Annotated in this window: 15 protein-coding genes; all 15 read left to right on the top strand. The window is 57.5% G+C overall.

What is annotated here, in order from left to right:
• Positions 1-3: 3 nt before the first annotated feature.
• Positions 4-1,014 carry a hydrogenase 2 operon protein HybA gene (gene hybA, locus KGP21_RS12140; protein ID WP_094982313.1) on the top strand — a complete coding sequence of 337 codons (1,011 nt, stop codon included), beginning with the start codon at positions 4-6 and terminating at the stop codon, positions 1,012-1,014.
• A complete protein-coding gene (gene hybB / locus KGP21_RS12145; RefSeq protein WP_021804782.1) occupies positions 1,001-2,200 on the top strand; it encodes a Ni/Fe-hydrogenase cytochrome b subunit in 1,200 nt (399 codons plus the stop codon). The genes hybA and hybB overlap by 14 nt, the downstream gene beginning before the upstream one ends.
• On the top strand, positions 2,178-3,872 hold the full coding sequence (gene hybC / locus KGP21_RS12150) for a hydrogenase 2 large subunit (RefSeq protein ID WP_223538341.1): 1,695 nt from the start codon (positions 2,178-2,180) through the stop codon (positions 3,870-3,872). The genes hybB and hybC overlap by 23 nt, the downstream gene beginning before the upstream one ends.
• Positions 3,872-4,372, top strand: a complete 501-nt coding sequence (locus KGP21_RS12155) for a HyaD/HybD family hydrogenase maturation endopeptidase (RefSeq protein WP_024528474.1) — start codon at positions 3,872-3,874, stop codon at positions 4,370-4,372. The genes hybC and KGP21_RS12155 overlap by 1 nt, the downstream gene beginning before the upstream one ends.
• Positions 4,356-4,841, top strand: a complete 486-nt coding sequence (hybE, locus tag KGP21_RS12160; protein WP_223538345.1) for a hydrogenase-2 assembly chaperone — start codon at positions 4,356-4,358, stop codon at positions 4,839-4,841. The genes KGP21_RS12155 and hybE overlap by 17 nt, the downstream gene beginning before the upstream one ends.
• The gene (gene hypA / locus KGP21_RS12165; RefSeq protein ID WP_021804778.1) at positions 4,842-5,183 is read left to right on the top strand and encodes a hydrogenase maturation nickel metallochaperone HypA; all 342 of its coding nucleotides are present in this window, start codon (positions 4,842-4,844) and stop codon (positions 5,181-5,183) included.
• A gap of 19 nt (positions 5,184-5,202) precedes the next feature.
• A complete protein-coding gene (gene hypB / locus KGP21_RS12170; protein WP_223538348.1) occupies positions 5,203-6,168 on the top strand; it encodes a hydrogenase nickel incorporation protein HypB in 966 nt (321 codons plus the stop codon).
• Entirely contained in the window at positions 6,168-6,443 is a 276-nt protein-coding gene (gene hybG, locus KGP21_RS12175) for a hydrogenase maturation factor HybG (RefSeq protein WP_021804776.1), read from the top strand. Before hypB ends, hybG begins: the two co-directional genes overlap by 1 nt.
• Complete coding sequence (gene hypD / locus KGP21_RS12180) at positions 6,430-7,545, top strand: hydrogenase formation protein HypD (RefSeq protein ID WP_223538350.1); 1,116 nt, start codon at positions 6,430-6,432, stop codon at positions 7,543-7,545. The genes hybG and hypD overlap by 14 nt, the downstream gene beginning before the upstream one ends.
• A 59-nt stretch (positions 7,546-7,604) precedes the next feature.
• Positions 7,605-8,573: a hydrogenase expression/formation protein HypE gene (gene hypE, locus KGP21_RS12185; protein WP_305801882.1), complete on the top strand. Its 969-nt coding sequence runs from the start codon at positions 7,605-7,607 to the stop codon at positions 8,571-8,573.
• 219 nt (positions 8,574-8,792) lie between these two features.
• Complete coding sequence (gene hypF / locus KGP21_RS12190) at positions 8,793-11,108, top strand: carbamoyltransferase HypF (RefSeq protein WP_223538354.1); 2,316 nt, start codon at positions 8,793-8,795, stop codon at positions 11,106-11,108.
• Between the two features lie 79 nt (positions 11,109-11,187).
• Complete coding sequence (locus KGP21_RS12195; RefSeq protein WP_021178371.1) at positions 11,188-11,778, top strand: HupE/UreJ family protein; 591 nt, start codon at positions 11,188-11,190, stop codon at positions 11,776-11,778.
• A gap of 207 nt (positions 11,779-11,985) precedes the next feature.
• Positions 11,986-12,735, top strand: a complete 750-nt coding sequence (locus tag KGP21_RS12200; protein ID WP_059200486.1) for a hypothetical protein — start codon at positions 11,986-11,988, stop codon at positions 12,733-12,735.
• 23 nt (positions 12,736-12,758) lie between these two features.
• Positions 12,759-14,018 (top strand): hypothetical protein, encoded by a 1,260-nt coding sequence (locus KGP21_RS12205; protein ID WP_218519471.1) that lies wholly within the window; start codon positions 12,759-12,761, stop codon positions 14,016-14,018.
• The gene (locus tag KGP21_RS12210; RefSeq protein ID WP_209527609.1) at positions 14,018-15,346 is read left to right on the top strand and encodes a hypothetical protein; all 1,329 of its coding nucleotides are present in this window, start codon (positions 14,018-14,020) and stop codon (positions 15,344-15,346) included. The genes KGP21_RS12205 and KGP21_RS12210 overlap by 1 nt, the downstream gene beginning before the upstream one ends.
• Positions 15,347-15,355: the final 9 nt, after the last annotated feature.

Raw genomic sequence — 15,355 nt, forward strand, 5'->3', positions numbered from 1 at the left:
GCCGTGAATCGACGTAATTTTCTAAAACTGACCTGCGGTGGCGCGATGTTGGCAGGGGTTGCCCCTGCGGCGCAGGCCGGGCCGGAGAACAAGCCGCCCATCCCCAACTCGCTGGGCATGCTGTATGACTCGACCTTGTGTGTGGGTTGCCAGGCCTGTGTCAGCAAATGCCAACGTATCAACCATACCGATGAACCGCATGGCGAAACCTATGCCTACGCGGGTACCGAAGCGACCTGGTCGAACAACGACAAGCTCAGCCCTTACACCAATAACATTATTCAGGTGTGGACCAGCGGAGACGGCAAGCACAAAGATCAGGTGGACAACGGCTACGCCTATATCAAAAAGCAGTGCATGCACTGTGTCGATCCCAACTGCGTTTCTGTCTGCCCGGTTCAGGCGCTGCATAAAGATGCCAAAACCGGCATCGTGCATTACAACCCGGATGTCTGTACCGGCTGCCGCTACTGCATGGTGGGCTGCCCGTTCAACGTGCCGAAATACGACTACGACAACCCGTTCGGCAAGATCCATAAATGCGAACTCTGTAACCAGAAAGGCGTGGCCCGGCTGGATCAGGGCGGGCTGCCAGGCTGTGTCGAGGTTTGCCCAACCGGGGCGGTGATCTTTGGCACCCGCGAGCAGTTAATGGCCGAAGCCAAGCAGCGTCTGGCCAGCAAGCCCGGTGAGAATTACCGTTACCCGCGCCAAACCCTACAGGGCAACGACCATTACGAACATCCGCTGCCGCATTACCAACCGCATCTGTATGGCGAGCATGAGGGCGGCGGAACGCAGGTGCTAGTGCTGACCGGTGTGCCTTTCGAGGATCTCGGTTTGCCAGCGCTAGAGGAGTTGTCAACCGGTGCGCGTTCCGAGCATATCCAGCACACGCTGTACAAAGGCATGGTGTTGCCGTTTGCCGCTCTGGCCGGGATCACCTTCCTGGTGCAGCGCAACCAGCGAAACGAGCGTCAGGACAAGAAGGACGATAAACATGACGACGCATAAAACGCAGCCACTCGGCGGGCGGCTGGTGAGCTGGCCGGTGATGATGCTGGCACCTTTTGTGGTGCTGTGCCTGTTGCTGATCCTCAAACGTCTGGTGTTGGGGTTGGGCGATGTTTCCGATCTGAACGGCGGCTACCCCTGGGGGATCTGGATCGCGTTCGATCTGCTGGTGGGCACCGGTTTGGCCTGCGGCGGCTGGGCGTTGGCCTGGGCGGTGTATGTGTTCAACCGGGGGGAATATCACCCGCTGGTGCGGCCTGCGCTGTTGGCCAGCCTGTTCGGCTATTCGCTGGGCGGGCTGTCGATCACCATCGATGTCGGCCGTTACTGGAACCTGCCTTACTTTTATATTCCCGGTCATTTCAACACCTCGTCGGTGCTGTTTGAAACCGCGGTCTGTATGACGATCTACGTGGGTATTGTGGCGCTGGAGTTCGCCCCTGCGCTGCTGGAGCGGTTGGGCTGGAAGGTGTCGCTCAAACGGCTCAACAAGGTGATGTTCCTGGTGATCGCCCTTGGCGCATTACTGCCAACCATGCACCAGTCCTCCATGGGATCGCTGATGATTGCAGCGGGGATCAAAATCCACCCGCTGTGGCAAAGCTACGAAATGCTGCCGCTGTTCTCGCTGTTGACGGCGGGGATCCTGGGCTTCTCGATAGTGATATTTGAAGGCTCGCTGGTGCAGGCCGGGCTGCGGGGGAAAGGGCCGGAGGAAACGCCGCTGTTTGCCCGCATGACCTACATCATCGATGGGTTCTTACTGCTGTTTATTGTGCTGCGCTTTGGGGAACTGATCTGGCGCGGCAAAACGGACTATCTGTGGCATCTCGATCGCTTTGCCATCTCGTTCTGGGTGGAAACGCTGTTGATGCTGGTGCCACTGGTGATGTTCCGCTGGAAACGTAACCGCCGCAACTCACGCCTGCTGTTTCTCGGCGCGCTGAGCATGGTCTGCGGGGCGTCGTTCTGGCGACTGAATTACGCGTTGCTGGCCTACGACCCTGGCAATGGCTACCACTATTTCCCGACGGCCAGCGAACTGCTGATCTCCATCGGCTTTGTGGCAATTGAAGTTTGTGCGTACATCCTGTTGATCCGGTTGTTACCGGTGCTGCCTGCGCATCAACACAAGAATGAAAACAACCAGTTAGAGGTAGAGCATGAGCCAACGCATCACCATTGATCCCGTCACCCGTATTGAGGGCCACCTGCGCATCGACTGTGAAATCGAAGACGGCAAGGTGGTTAAAGCATGGTCCTCAGGCACCATGTGGCGCGGAATGGAAGAGATCCTGCAAGGTAACGACCCGCGTGACGCGTGGATGATCGTCCAACGGATCTGCGGCGTGTGCACCACCATTCACGCGTTAGCCTCCGTGCGGACGGTGGAAAATGCGCTGGGGATGGAGATCCCGGTCAATGCCCAATACATCCGCAATATCATTGCGGCCGCCCACAGCATTCACGACCATATCGTGCATTTCTACCAGCTCTCGGCGCTGGACTGGGTGGACGTCACCTCGGCGCTGAAGGCCGACCCGCAGAAGGCTGCCGATTTGCTCAGTGGCCTGTCTAGCTGGCCGTTGAACAGCGCTGCAGAGTTCATCCGGGTGCAGCAGAAGATCAAGGATCTGGTCGCCAGCGGCCAGCTCGGCATCTTTGCCAATGGCTACTGGGGGCACCCGGCCATGGCGTTACCGCCGGAGATTAACCTGATCGCCGTTGCCCACTATTTGCAGGCGCTGGAATGCCAGCGTGATGCCAACCGCGTGGTAGCAATACTGGGCGGTAAAACGCCGCACATTCAGAACCTGGCGGTGGGCGGGGTGGCGAACCCGATCAACCTCGATGCCCCTAGCGTGCTGAACCTCGAGCGCCTGATGTACCTGAAAACCTTTATCGATCGCCTGGGCGACTTTATCGAGCAGGTTTATCTGGTGGACAGCGCGGTGATCGCGGCGCATTACCCTGAGTGGCTAACCCTCGGCAAAGGCTCAGACTGCTATCTCTGCGTGCCGGAGCTGCCGATCGATCGTAAAGGCGACCAGTTCCTGATGCCGGGTGGTTATCTGGAGAACGGCAAGTTCCGTCCGATCGCCAACCAGCGCGATGAGTATCTGATCAAGGGCATTCAGGAGAGCGGTAAACACGCCTGGTATCAGGACGATGAACCGCTGGCACCGTGGGAAGGGCTGACCCGGCCTAACTACACCGGCTGGCAGGAAGATGGCAAATACTCCTGGGTAAAAGCGCCAACCTTCTACGGCAAAGCGGTAGAGATGGGGCCGTTGGCGTGGCTGATGTGTACCCTGCAAGCCGAGCATCCACCAACCCAGAAATATTTTGCCAAGGTCAACAGTCACTACCAGGCCCTGACCGGCAAAGCGCTAACCGCCGATCAACTGCCGTCGACCCTGGGCCGCATTGTAGGGCGTACGGTGCATGCCTGCGTGCTGCATGAAACCCTGGGCCAGCAGTGGCAGGCGTTGGTGAGCAATATCGGCAGCGGCGACCATGAAACCTTTATCCCACCGAATATTCCATTGACCGGTGAGATCCGGGGCGTGGGCTTTATCGAAGCTCCGCGCGGTGCATTGTCGCACTGGGTGGTGATCAAGGACGGCAAGATCGCCAACTATCAGGCGGTAGTGCCCTCAACCTGGAACGCCGGACCCCGCAACTTTAACGATGAGCCCGGTCCTTACGAACGTTCGCTGGTTGGCACGCCGGTGGCCGATCCGAGCAAACCGCTGGAGGTGGTGCGAACTATCCACTCGTTCGACCCGTGCATGTCCTGTGCGGTACATATTGTAGACACCACCGGCAATGAAGTGACCAGGGTCAAGGTGTTGTAATGAGAATCTTGGTATTAGGCATAGGTAATTTGTTGTTGGGTGATGAAGCGGTGGGCGTGCGCATCGTCGAAGCGCTTGAGCAGCGCTATCGCTTACCTGCCCATGTTGAGGTGCTGGACGGCGGCACCTCGGGGATGGAACTGATGGAAATGATGGCCGATCGCGATCATCTGATTGTGGCGGATGCGGTGTTGACCGGTGCTGCACCGGGCAGCGTCGCGGTGCTGTATGACGAAGAGATCCCGGCGCTGTTTACCCGTAAGGTTTCGCCCCATCAACTGGGGCTTTCCGATGTGCTGATGGCGCTGCGGCTGACGGATGAGTTTCCGCGTCGGCTCACCCTGGTGGGCGTGGTGCCAGAGTCGCTGGAGCCCGGAATTGGTCTGAGCGCCGTGGTCAGCCAGGCGATTGAGCCAGCGTTGGCCCAGGTGTTGCTGGCGCTGCAAGAGAGCGGCGTGGTGGCGGAGCCAAAAGAGGTGGCGAATGCAGACTGTGACTAACGGTTTTCAGCTCAACCCCAGCGCGCTGTTGGAAACCGCCTTTCAGGCGATCGCCGACGGTGAGATGCAGGACTTGCCGTTTTTCCAACCGCAAATCCCGGTGCGTGCCTGTGGCTTTCAGCTGTTTGAACGGCAGTGGGTCGGCACCATTCTCACACCGTGGATGCTTAGCCTGCTGGTGTTGCCCGGCCCTGAGCAGGTTTGGCATCCCTATGCAGTAGGGGACAAGCTGGCGCTGAACCTGCCTTGTGGCAGCGTACGATTTATCGTCGGTGAGATTGCGGGTTGCGGACAATACCTGGCTTGTTCACTGATGTCACCGTTGGATCGCCATCTGGGGGCCGACCAGGCGCTGGCGTTGGCACAACAGAGCGCGCGGATGGCGCTTTCGCTACCGGTGGCGGATGGCAACATCCCCAGTAATCCTGGGCGCAGGGCGCTTTTTGGTCTGTCACAGAGAACGGCGTAGATGCATGAAATCAGCCTGTGCCTGAGCACGATGGAATTGATAGAGCAGCAGGCTCGGCAGCACGGAGCTAAACGGGTGACGGCGGTGTGGCTGGAAATTGGGGCGCTCTCCTGTATTGAAGAGCACGCGCTGCGTTTCAGTTTCGCCTCGGCATCCCGCCATACGCTGGCAGAGGGGTGCCAGCTATTGCTGGACTACCAACCGGCCCGCGCCTGGTGCTGGAGTTGCAGCATGAGCGTGCAGATTGAACAACATGATGAAGGTTGCCCTCAGTGCGGCGGCCACCAACTGCGCGTTGAGAGCGGTGACAGCCTGCGGTTAAAGCAGCTGGAAGTGGAATAATTTTGAGGAGTGAATAACGATGTGTACGACTTGCGGTTGCGCCAGTGGCGAAAAAACCATCGAAGGTGATGAACATCATCACCATGACGACCACCATCATCACGACCATCATGATGCTCACCACCATCATCCTGATCATCATCACCACCATGACGGGGAACATCAAGCACCGGCAGGCGTGGTGATCCATCATCACCATCACTATTACCACCAGGGCGATGTGCATCACCATTACGCAGATGTCGCTGCGGCGGAACGCTTTATGCCAGAGGTGCAACCGCATTCGCAAGACCTGCACTATGGGCACGGCGAGGCGGGGAGCCATGCGCCGGGTATCGGGCAGCGCCGTCTGGTGCAGATTGAACAGGACGTACTGAGCAAGAACAACCATCTGGCGGCCCACAACCGCGAACACTTTTCCGCGCAGCATATTCTGGTGCTGAACCTGGTTTCCAGCCCCGGTTCGGGCAAAACGACCTTGCTGACGGCCACGCTGGAACGTTTGGCGGGCAAATTGCCCTGCGCGGTGATTGAGGGCGACCAACAAACCAGTAACGATGCCGAGCGTATTCGCGCCACGGGCGTACCGGCCATTCAGGTTAATACCGGCAAGGGCTGTCATCTGGACGCGCAGATGGTACACGACGCGGCACACCGCCTGGATTTGCAGGATCACAGCCTGCTGTTTATCGAGAACGTCGGCAACCTGGTCTGCCCAGCCAGCTTCGATCTGGGCGAACGGCATAAGGTCGCAGTGCTGTCGGTGACGGAAGGGGAAGACAAACCGCTGAAATACCCCCACATGTTTGCCGCCGCTACGCTGATGATCATCAACAAGATTGATCTGCTGCCCTATGTGAACTTCTCGGTGGAAAACTGCATCGCCTTTGCCCGCCAGGTTAATCCGTCAATCCAGGTGATCGCACTGTCGGCGACCAGCGGCGAGGGGATGGATCTCTGGCTGAACTGGCTGGGGGAACAATAATGTGCCTCGGTGTGCCCGGCAAGGTGACCGCAGTGGGGGAGGATATCCACCAACTGGCCTGGGCCGACGTGTGCGGCGTGGCGGTCAGGATCAATATTGCGCTGGTCTGTGAAGGCTCACCGCAGGATCTGATCGGCCAGTGGGTGCTGGTGCACGTCGGCTTTGCCATGAGCCTGCTCGACGAACAGGAAGCGCTGGAAACGCTGGCAGCATTGCAGCATATGCGCGCCGTCGGGCTGGCACGGGATGACGAGGATGCCAATGCGCTACGTTGATGAATTCCGCGATCCGGCGTTATGCCAGGCGCTGTTACGGCGCATCGAAACGCTGATGTTAGCCATCCCCCAGTCGCAGCGCCTGCCGCTACAGGTGATGGAAGTCTGCGGCGGTCACACCCACGCGATCTTCAAGTTTGGTCTTGACCAACTGTTGCCGGACAGCCTGGAATTTGTCCACGGCCCCGGCTGCCCAGTTTGCGTATTACCGATGGGGCGCATTGATAGCTGCCTGGAGATTGCCGCCCATCCGGAGGTGATTTTTTGCACCTACGGTGATGCGATGCGGGTTCCTGGCCGCAATGGGTCGTTGCTGGATGCCCGCCGCCGTGGTGCCGATATCCGGGTGGTGTACTCGCCGCTGGATGCGCTACAGCTGGCGGCGGATAACCCACAGCGCGAAGTGGTGTTTTTTGGCCTGGGCTTTGAAACCACCATGCCCGCCAGCGCCTTGACCTTGCAGCAAGCCAGCCAGCGTCAGCTGCGCAATTTCACCCTGTTTTGCCAACATATCACTCTGATCCCCACCTTACGCAGCCTGTTGCAGCAGCCCGATGTGCGCATCGATGGCTTCCTGGCACCGGGCCACGTCAGCATGGTGATCGGCAACACGCCCTATCAGTTCATTGCTGCGGATTATCAGAAGCCGCTGGTGGTGACCGGCTTTGAGCCGTTAGACATTCTGCAGGGTTTGGTGATGTTGCTGGAACAGTTGCGTGATGGCCGCCGTGCGGTAGAAAACCAATACCGGCGCATCGTACCGGAACAGGGCAATCTTCTGGCCCAGCGGGCAATGGCAGAGGTGTTTGGCCTGAAAGACAGTAGCGAATGGCGCGGGCTGGGTGAGATTGCCCACTCTGGCGTGCAAATCAAACCTGAGTATGCGGATTTTGATGCAGAGCTGCGGTTTAAACCGCAGGCGCAGCGGGTAGCGGACGATCCGCGTTCACGTTGTGGCGAAGTGTTGACTGGGCGCTGCAAACCGGATGCCTGCCCGCTGTTTGGCAAGCAATGTACGCCAGAGAACGCCTTTGGTGCCTTGATGGTGTCCTCGGAAGGGGCCTGCTCGGCTTACTATCAGTATCGCAGGGAGACCTCATAATGCGTGAAGAGAACAACGGGCGGGAAATTACTCTGGCCCATGGTAGCGGTGGCCGCGCCATGCAATCCCTGATTGAAGAACTCATGCTGCCCGCCTTTGCCAATCCGGCATTAAATGCTCGGGAAGATCAGGCACGAATTTCACTGGATGAGCTTGCTACCTCGGGCGATCGTCTGGCCGTATCGACCGACAGTTATGTTATCGACCCCATTTTCTTCCCCGGTGGTGATATCGGCAAACTGGCGGTCTGCGGCACCGCTAACGACGTGGCCGTCAGTGGTGCCCAGCCGCGTTATCTGAGCTGCGCCATGATCCTGGAGGAAGGGTTGCCGTATGCCACGCTGGAACGCATCGTCCAGTCGATGGCCAGCACGGCGCAGCAGGCCGGGATCCAGATTGTGACCGGCGATACCAAAGTGGTGCCCCGTAGCGCGGCAGACAAAATCTTTATTAATACTACCGGTTTGGGAACCATCCCGGCTGGCGTCAATTGGGGGGCTGCGAACATCCGCCTTGGGGACAGCATTATTGTCAGCGGCACCTTGGGCGATCATGGCGCAACCATCCTGAACCTGCGTGAAGGGCTGGGCCTGGAGAGTGAATTAAGCAGCGATTGCGCGCTGCTGGCTCCGCTGATTGCTCCTTTGTTACCGATTGCCGGGGTGCGTGCTTTACGTGACGCGACTCGTGGCGGCGTAACGGCGGTGCTGCATGAGTTTGCCGCCGCTAGCGGTTGTGGCATGGCGATTTCCGAGGCGGCACTGCCGTTGAAACCGGCGGTGCGGGGAATTTGCGAACTGCTGGGGCTGGATGCGCTCAACTTTGCCAACGAAGGCAAGCTGGTGTTGGTGGTGGCACCCGAGGCTGAGGCGGAAGTGTTGGCTGCGTTACATCGGCATCCTCTGGGGCGCGATGCGGCGGTGATTGGCCATACCACCGAGCGCCAGCAGGTGAGCCTCACCGGGCTGTTCGGGGTTTCCCGCCGGCTGGATCTGCCGCTGGATGAGCCTTTGCCACGGATCTGCTAGGTGTTTGGCCGTGGAGATTGACCCCTCACCCTAACCCTCTCCCACAGGGAGAGGGGACCGACCGAGTTTGCTTCAGTTGCAGAGAGTCACCTGATCGTGGCTGAGGACAACAGGTCGGTCGCGGTACTCAACCACGGCATCGAATCAGCTCTCTCTCCTTGGGGAGAGGGTTGGGGAGATACAGATTGATCGCTGGACTAACAGGAGAGTCGAGACAACATGGCAGATTTTGAGCCGGAGAATATCGCCAGCAGCAACGGCCTTCGCCTGCGGATTAAGGGCAAGGTGCAAGGGGTCGGATTTCGTCCCTACGTTTGGCTGCTGGCGCGGCGCTTTAACCTGTGCGGCGAGGTCAGCAATGATGGCGCCGGGGTGATCGTCCAGCTATGGCAATCGCCCGCCATAACGGAGTTTTTGCGGGTACTGCCGCAAGAGTGCCCGCCCCTGGCACGGATCGATAGCGTCTTTTCTTCACCTTTTAACTGGCCGCAACGGCCAGCGAGTTTCACCATTGCCACTAGCGGTGCAGGGCAAGTGGATACCCATATCGTGGCGGATGCGGCCACCTGCGACGCCTGCCTGGCAGAGCTGAACTCGCAGCATAACCGGCGCTATCACTATCCGTTTATCAACTGCACCCACTGTGGCCCACGTTTCACCATCATCCGCCGGATGCCCTACGATCGGCCCAATACCTCGATGCAGCCTTTCCCGCTGTGCCCGCAGTGCCTGGCGGAGTATCAGGATCCTGCCGACCGTCGTTTTCATGCACAACCTACCGCCTGCCCGGAGTGTGGCCCGCAGCTATGGCTCAGCGATGCCGCAGGCAAAACTACTGCCAGCGCCGACGATGCGCTGCAACTGGCCGCTGAGGCGCTGATTGCCGGGCAGATCGTCGCGGTGAAGGGGATCGGCGGTTTTCATCTTGCCTGTGATGCTACCAATTCTGCTGCGGTACAGCGCCTGCGCGCGCGCAAACATCGCCCTGCCAAGCCCCTGGCGGTGATGATGCCGGATACTCACTGGCTGCAACAATGTGCTCAGGTCGCGGAGCCGACGGCACTGTTAAAGCTGTTGCGTAGCCCACCAGCCCCGATAGTGCTGGTAATAGCTCACCCGCAAAGTCCCTTGTGCGGGGAGATTGCGCCGGGGCTCAATGAGGTAGGGGTGATGTTACCGGCAAATCCGCTGCAACATCTGCTGTTGCAACAGGTCGCGCGGCCACTGGTGATGACCTCCGGCAATCCGGCAGGCAAACCTCCCGCACTGAGCAACCAACAGGCACTGGATGAACTCGCTGGGGTGGCTGACGTCTGGCTGCTGCATAACCGCGAGATCGTCCAGCGAGCCGATGACTCTTTAGTACGCTTGACCGGGCAGGGTAGCGAGATGTTGCGCCGGGCACGTGGCTATGTCCCCGATGCGATGCCCTTACCCCCTGGCTTTACCACCCAACCGGCCATTCTGGCACTGGGAGCCGACAGCAAGAATACCTTCTGCCTGCTGTGGGATGACCGGGCGGTGGTCAGCCAGCATCTAGGCTCGCTAGGAGATGAAACCACCCGACAACAGCAACAACGATTGCTGACGCTTTTTGGCGAAATCTACGGTGTGGTGCCGCAGGCGATCGCCATCGATGCTCACCCCGGCTATCTCAGCCACCAGCAGGGCCAGGCGTTGGCCAATGAGCGGGCGATCCCTTGTGTCACCACGCTGCATCATCATGCCCATCTGGTTGCCTGCCTGGCGGAACATGGCTGGCCGCGCGACGGCGGTAAGGTGATTGGTCTGGCGTTGGATGGGCTGGGATATGGTCTTGGCGGGCAACTGTGGGGCGGTGAATGCCTGCTGGTGGATTATCAGCATTGTGAGTATTTAGGCGGGTTGCCCGCAGTGGCATTGCCGGGGGGCGATGTGGCCGCTCGCCAGCCGTGGCGCAACCTGTTGGCCCAGTTACAGCGTTTTGTCCCCGATTGGCAGACGTTGCCAGAGGCCGCCGCAATCCCTCAACCGCAGGCGACGATCTTACTGCGGGCGGTAGAACGGCAAATCAACTCGCCGTTGGCCTCTTCCGCCGGGCGCTTGTTTGATGCGGTGGCAGCAGCATTGCAGATCGTGCCGCCACAAATTTCCTGGGAGGGAGAGGCTGCCTGCCAGTTGGAGGCCTTGGCATGGCAAAGCCCGCCTCATCAGCCGCCGGTTTCGCTGCCGCTGCTTGGCAATCAGCTGGAACTGGCCACCTTCTGGCAGCAATGGCTGGCCTATAAAGCTCCCCCGGCGCAGCGTGCTTATGCGTTCCATGTTGCCTTGGCCCAGGGTTTTGCCGCACTGGCTCGCCACGCGACAAAGCAATACGGCATCAATACTGTCGTGCTGTCCGGTGGAGTGATGCATAACGCGCTGCTGCGGCAACTATTGATCCAGCAGTTAGACGGATTACAAGTCTTGCTGCCATCCCGTTTACCAGCTGGCGATGGCGGTCTGGCTTTGGGGCAGGCGCTGATTGCCGCCAACCGACTTTCAAGGCAGGTATAAGGATGAATTTATAACGTAATTAACTGTTTTTATGAGTAAAACCACCACCTTCATTCACTGGAAAATTTAGGTATTCATTATGCGTATTAATGTCAAAGCTGTGGCTGTATCCCTACTGGCGCTGTTCCCCATGCTGGCCTTTGCTCATGTGGGCCATGACGGCGGCGCGCATCACGTATTAAGCTTTACCGAAGGCTTTATCCATCCGCTGACCGGGATGGATCATCTGGTCGCCATGGTTCTGGTGGGTATCTGGAGCGCCATGAATACCAAGCAGTGGTGGCTGGCGCCGCTGGCATTTGCTGGTTTGCTGCTGACCGGCGCGTTGGTTGGCATGGCGGGCGTCACCGTACCTGGCACTGAATTTATCGTTGCCGCCTCGCTGCTGGGCATAGGTGTGATGGTTGCCTTACAGCTGAAACTGTCGGCGATAACGGGCGCGTTGATTATTGGCGCTTTTGCCATTTTCCACGGCCTGGCCCACGGTGCGGAGCTTTCCCATTCGGTGGCGGCGCTTTCCGGTATGGTGATGGCAACGGCGCTGCTGCACGTGGCGGGGTTGGGTATCGGCTATCTGATGGCATCTTCGTCTACGCACAGTGGCTGGGCGCGGGTGATTGGCGGCGGCTCATCGCTGCTGGGGCTCGGCCTGCTCAGCGGTGTGATCTGAGTCTATCAATCTATTAACCCTAGTTTGCTGGCAGTGACTTTGCGATAGCTGCCAGCAGTCTCCCCTGTTGATCTCAAAAAATAACAAGCGGCTGGATTTGTGCCAATTTTATCGTTAGATTCCCTGCTAGCTATGTGCGCTTGATACTGTGCTGTCGCACAACTTTTAACCACATGAGTTAATTAAAAAATTACAGGGAATATTGCTATGAACAGGGTGATAGGTGTACTGGCGTTATGCCTGGTTTCTTTTTCTTCTCTGGCCGATTGCCAGCCCCTCCTAGCCGATCTGGCTAAACCCTTCGCCGCCAAAGTGAGCATGAATACCGAGCTGTCCACCTGTAAGGTGTGGCCCTATGCCCCGGATAAAACCATTGCGGTACTGATGCTGGAACCCAAGGAAGAGGCCCAACCCGATTTTACCGACTTTGACGTCGCCGTTTTGGTGGTTGATAGCCAGACCGGCAAGGTGCTGGCTAGCAAATATCATCCCAAGGCGATTATGGATGATGCCATCTACACCAGTAGCGTGACCATCGACACCGCGCGCTATCAATTATCTCCGGCGATACGCGCCTTCGGGGTGCGTTTTATCCACCGGGGCTCCTCCTCGGTCAATCCCCTTAGCATCGAACGCCTTAACCTCTATACCCTGCAGGATCGGCAAGTCAATCTGGTGCTCAACAATCTCACCATGAATGAATATAGCGGTGAGTGGGATGGCCAGTGTGCCGGGGATTTTGCCACGACCCATCGCGCATTGGCGCTTGGCAAGAACGCACACAACGGCTTCCAGGATCTGCAACTACAGACGATGGCGACGCATAAGGAAGCCAGCAAAAAAGGGGAGGACTGCGTGGAAAGCAACAGCATCGTTGCCAAGACTCGCGTCGAGCTCAAGTTCGATGGTAAAGCCTATCCCGTAGAGCAGGATAAGTTGCTCGAACATCGTTTTTAATCCGTGCCTGGTCGTTAGCAACCATGAAAAAAATCTGCTTCTATGAGCTGTCCTTTATCCGCCACAATCTCAACGCGCCCAGCGAAAGTAAGCTACGGCGCATTTTGGCCGGGGACAAGGTGTTCTATACCTACAGCAAACAGTTTGTTGATGCCAAAGTGTTATACCGTTTGGTATCGGGGGATCGTGTGTATATCGGTGCCCATCAGTTGGCTGATGGCAGCTACTGGCTGCATTGGCTGGTTTCGCCTGAAAAGGGGGAGCTACAACCGAAGCTGGCCGACCTTAGCAAACCGGCTGCGTTGATGAAGCTGGTGGGCGCGATCATAGTGATGACGCTCTCAGCAGTGGGTTATTTCCAGTTGCTGAATATCTGGGTGATGGTGCTACTGCTTTTTGTTTTCATCTTTGGTTGCTGGTGGTTCGTGGCTTCGTTTCATACGCTGATGGTGGGAACCAGCCGTCACACGCGTAGGTTGTTAAAAGGGCTGGAGAGCGTCAAACAAGGCGACACTTCCCTTTGCATTACCACCACCGAATCATTAACCGAGCCGGGAGGCGGTGCGCCTTCACTACAGGCCAGCAAAGAATTGGCTAACGATCTGGATGCGCTGCTGCCGAATGATTTGCTATTGGCCGATAAAGTCACCTTGACCAGCGTGAGCGGAGAGGCTGCCGATGTTAGCGCGCGCCGCGATTTTACCGGCGGAGGCAAAAGCCGCCGGGATTTTATCGAGTACCAATTTAGCTGCAATGGAGAGCGGTTCTCATTTCGTAGCGGAATTAACTCGCTGATGGAAGACCTTAATCCGCTGTTCTATCGGCAACATCCGTTCTTCCTGGCGGCCGAAGATCCGCTGATGTTGGTGGTCAATCAGCAAGATAATGCGGTGCTGGGCCTGTGTAATGAAAGGGATGGCAGCGCCTATCTCAAGCTCGGCGGGATTGCCGTTTCTTTTCACCAGCTCAAGCTGATGTATAAAGTGATGTTTGGCTGCTGCTGTTTTTTACTGGTGATGCTGGTGTTTTTCACCCTGCATGATTGGTGGGAGCAGGGCAGTGTGCCGGATAAGTGGGACTGGCTGGACGCCGCAGTCATGTTTTATGACTTTGCTCTGATGAGCATCATGATTTTCTGCGTGTTCATGCTGTTGGTGGAGGTCTGCACTTGGATAACGCGCAGGAACTCGCTCAGTGCGGCGCGCTTTGTCTTTGCCCGCCAACTGTTGGTGTTGTTTAAAAAACGCAACGGTGGCAAAGCCTATATTCAGGAAGTCCCCTGATGTTCAGCAATAGCCTAACGCGCATCATCCTGCTGGCACTGGGGCTTATCATTTCCTGGATGCTGTTTTATATCGACAGCTTTGCCGGGTTTGCCCCCGACTGGCAATGGCAGCGAAATTATCAGGCAGAACGTCCTGCGGTAGTTATGAGTGGGGAACGCCTGAGCAGTTTTCAACAAGGGATGCTGTTGACGGGTATCAGCGATGTAATAAATACACGGATCACGAATATTGAGCGTGACCAGAATACGCTGATCTATCACTATGAAAATTCGGTGCAGATCGATGTGCTGGCAGACATTGGTCCCCCTTTGTTAAACCTGCAGATATCCCCTGATACCACCATGTTACGTTTGATGCTGGAGGCTAAGGTTGGCCGTGGAACAATCCGGCACCGGAGCTATGATGACAGCGCCACGATCCCGGTCAGCCAACTCATCATCGAAGAGAATGGCAAGCTGCGCGTCAGCGCCCGTTTTTTGGGCTACGTGGCTGAGCAACAGTGTGATGCTCAGGGGCATTGCCTGGTGGTGTTCGGCGCCCGTTCTTATAGTAAAGATGCCGTATTTTATTCTGCCGATGGTGGGCGTAACTGGTGTTGGTTACCCCAGTGGCAAGCCCCCGGTGGTAACCAGACTTATCAGCTTTTGGGGCTCTCTGGAGCGCAGAGCGTGCTGCTGGTTCAACAGGGTAAACTCTACCGGTCGGACGATCTCGGCCAGCATTGGCAACAGGTATTCGATCTGGTCAGGTTGTTAACGGAACGCGGGATCGACCCTGCTCTCTATGCGGCCAGTTGGTACTATAACGGCGGCGATCGGGTGATAGTCAGTAATCAGCCCCATAATACCGGGGAACAGGATCGGTTAACTGCTTCATTGCTGCTTGATTTCAATCTGAAATCAGCTCAAATCCAGTCCAGCCAGTGGGTGGGCGGAGATATCGTTGCGGCCGACATCAGCCCGCAAGGGGATTTTGATTTTGTCTTACGCCAGCGGCCACGGTGGCTTTATAGCCTGAACCGGTTGCGGGAGAATGGCGCGCTGCAACCGCTGCTGGAAACCGGTAAAAAAGCCTTAGGCACGCTTTATGCGGGTAATGATCTGCTGATGATGGAGAAAGCGTTCAACGACCCGCTGCATATGACAGTCTCTACCGATGGCGGCCAGCACTGGTTCAGAATGAAAAAACTGCCTGATAGCTATAACTATCGCGTGCAGTTTGATCGCTGGCGTAACCGCCTGTTCCGCTTTCCAGCCCATGATTTCGATTACCCTAAGTTGGGCAATAGCGACGGCCTGGTGTATGAGACAACCACTCCGCCGTAATTGCCATAC

The organism is Serratia sp. JSRIV004 (assembly GCF_019968705.1).
GTDB lineage: Bacteria > Pseudomonadota > Gammaproteobacteria > Enterobacterales > Enterobacteriaceae > Chania > Chania fonticola_B.

Excerpts from the sequence above, each read along its gene's own strand:
- KGP21_RS12210 (WP_209527609.1), top strand. The coding sequence starts at position 14,018 with ATGTTCAGCAATAGCCTAACGCGCATCATCCTGCTGGCACTGGGGCTT.
- hypE (WP_305801882.1), top strand. The coding sequence starts at position 7,605 with ATGCAATCCCTGATTGAAGAACTCATGCTGCCCGCCTTTGCCAATCCG.
- hybG (WP_021804776.1), top strand. The coding sequence starts at position 6,168 with ATGTGCCTCGGTGTGCCCGGCAAGGTGACCGCAGTGGGGGAGGATATC.
- hypF (WP_223538354.1), top strand. The coding sequence starts at position 8,793 with ATGGCAGATTTTGAGCCGGAGAATATCGCCAGCAGCAACGGCCTTCGC.
- KGP21_RS12205 (WP_218519471.1), top strand. The coding sequence starts at position 12,759 with ATGAAAAAAATCTGCTTCTATGAGCTGTCCTTTATCCGCCACAATCTC.
- hypA (WP_021804778.1), top strand. The coding sequence starts at position 4,842 with ATGCATGAAATCAGCCTGTGCCTGAGCACGATGGAATTGATAGAGCAG.
- KGP21_RS12200 (WP_059200486.1), top strand. The coding sequence starts at position 11,986 with ATGAACAGGGTGATAGGTGTACTGGCGTTATGCCTGGTTTCTTTTTCT.
- hypB (WP_223538348.1), top strand. The coding sequence starts at position 5,203 with ATGTGTACGACTTGCGGTTGCGCCAGTGGCGAAAAAACCATCGAAGGT.
- hybE (WP_223538345.1), top strand. The coding sequence starts at position 4,356 with ATGCAGACTGTGACTAACGGTTTTCAGCTCAACCCCAGCGCGCTGTTG.
- KGP21_RS12155 (WP_024528474.1), top strand. The coding sequence starts at position 3,872 with ATGAGAATCTTGGTATTAGGCATAGGTAATTTGTTGTTGGGTGATGAA.
- hybB (WP_021804782.1), top strand. The coding sequence starts at position 1,001 with ATGACGACGCATAAAACGCAGCCACTCGGCGGGCGGCTGGTGAGCTGG.
- KGP21_RS12195 (WP_021178371.1), top strand. The coding sequence starts at position 11,188 with ATGCGTATTAATGTCAAAGCTGTGGCTGTATCCCTACTGGCGCTGTTC.
- hybC (WP_223538341.1), top strand. The coding sequence starts at position 2,178 with ATGAGCCAACGCATCACCATTGATCCCGTCACCCGTATTGAGGGCCAC.
- hypD (WP_223538350.1), top strand. The coding sequence starts at position 6,430 with ATGCGCTACGTTGATGAATTCCGCGATCCGGCGTTATGCCAGGCGCTG.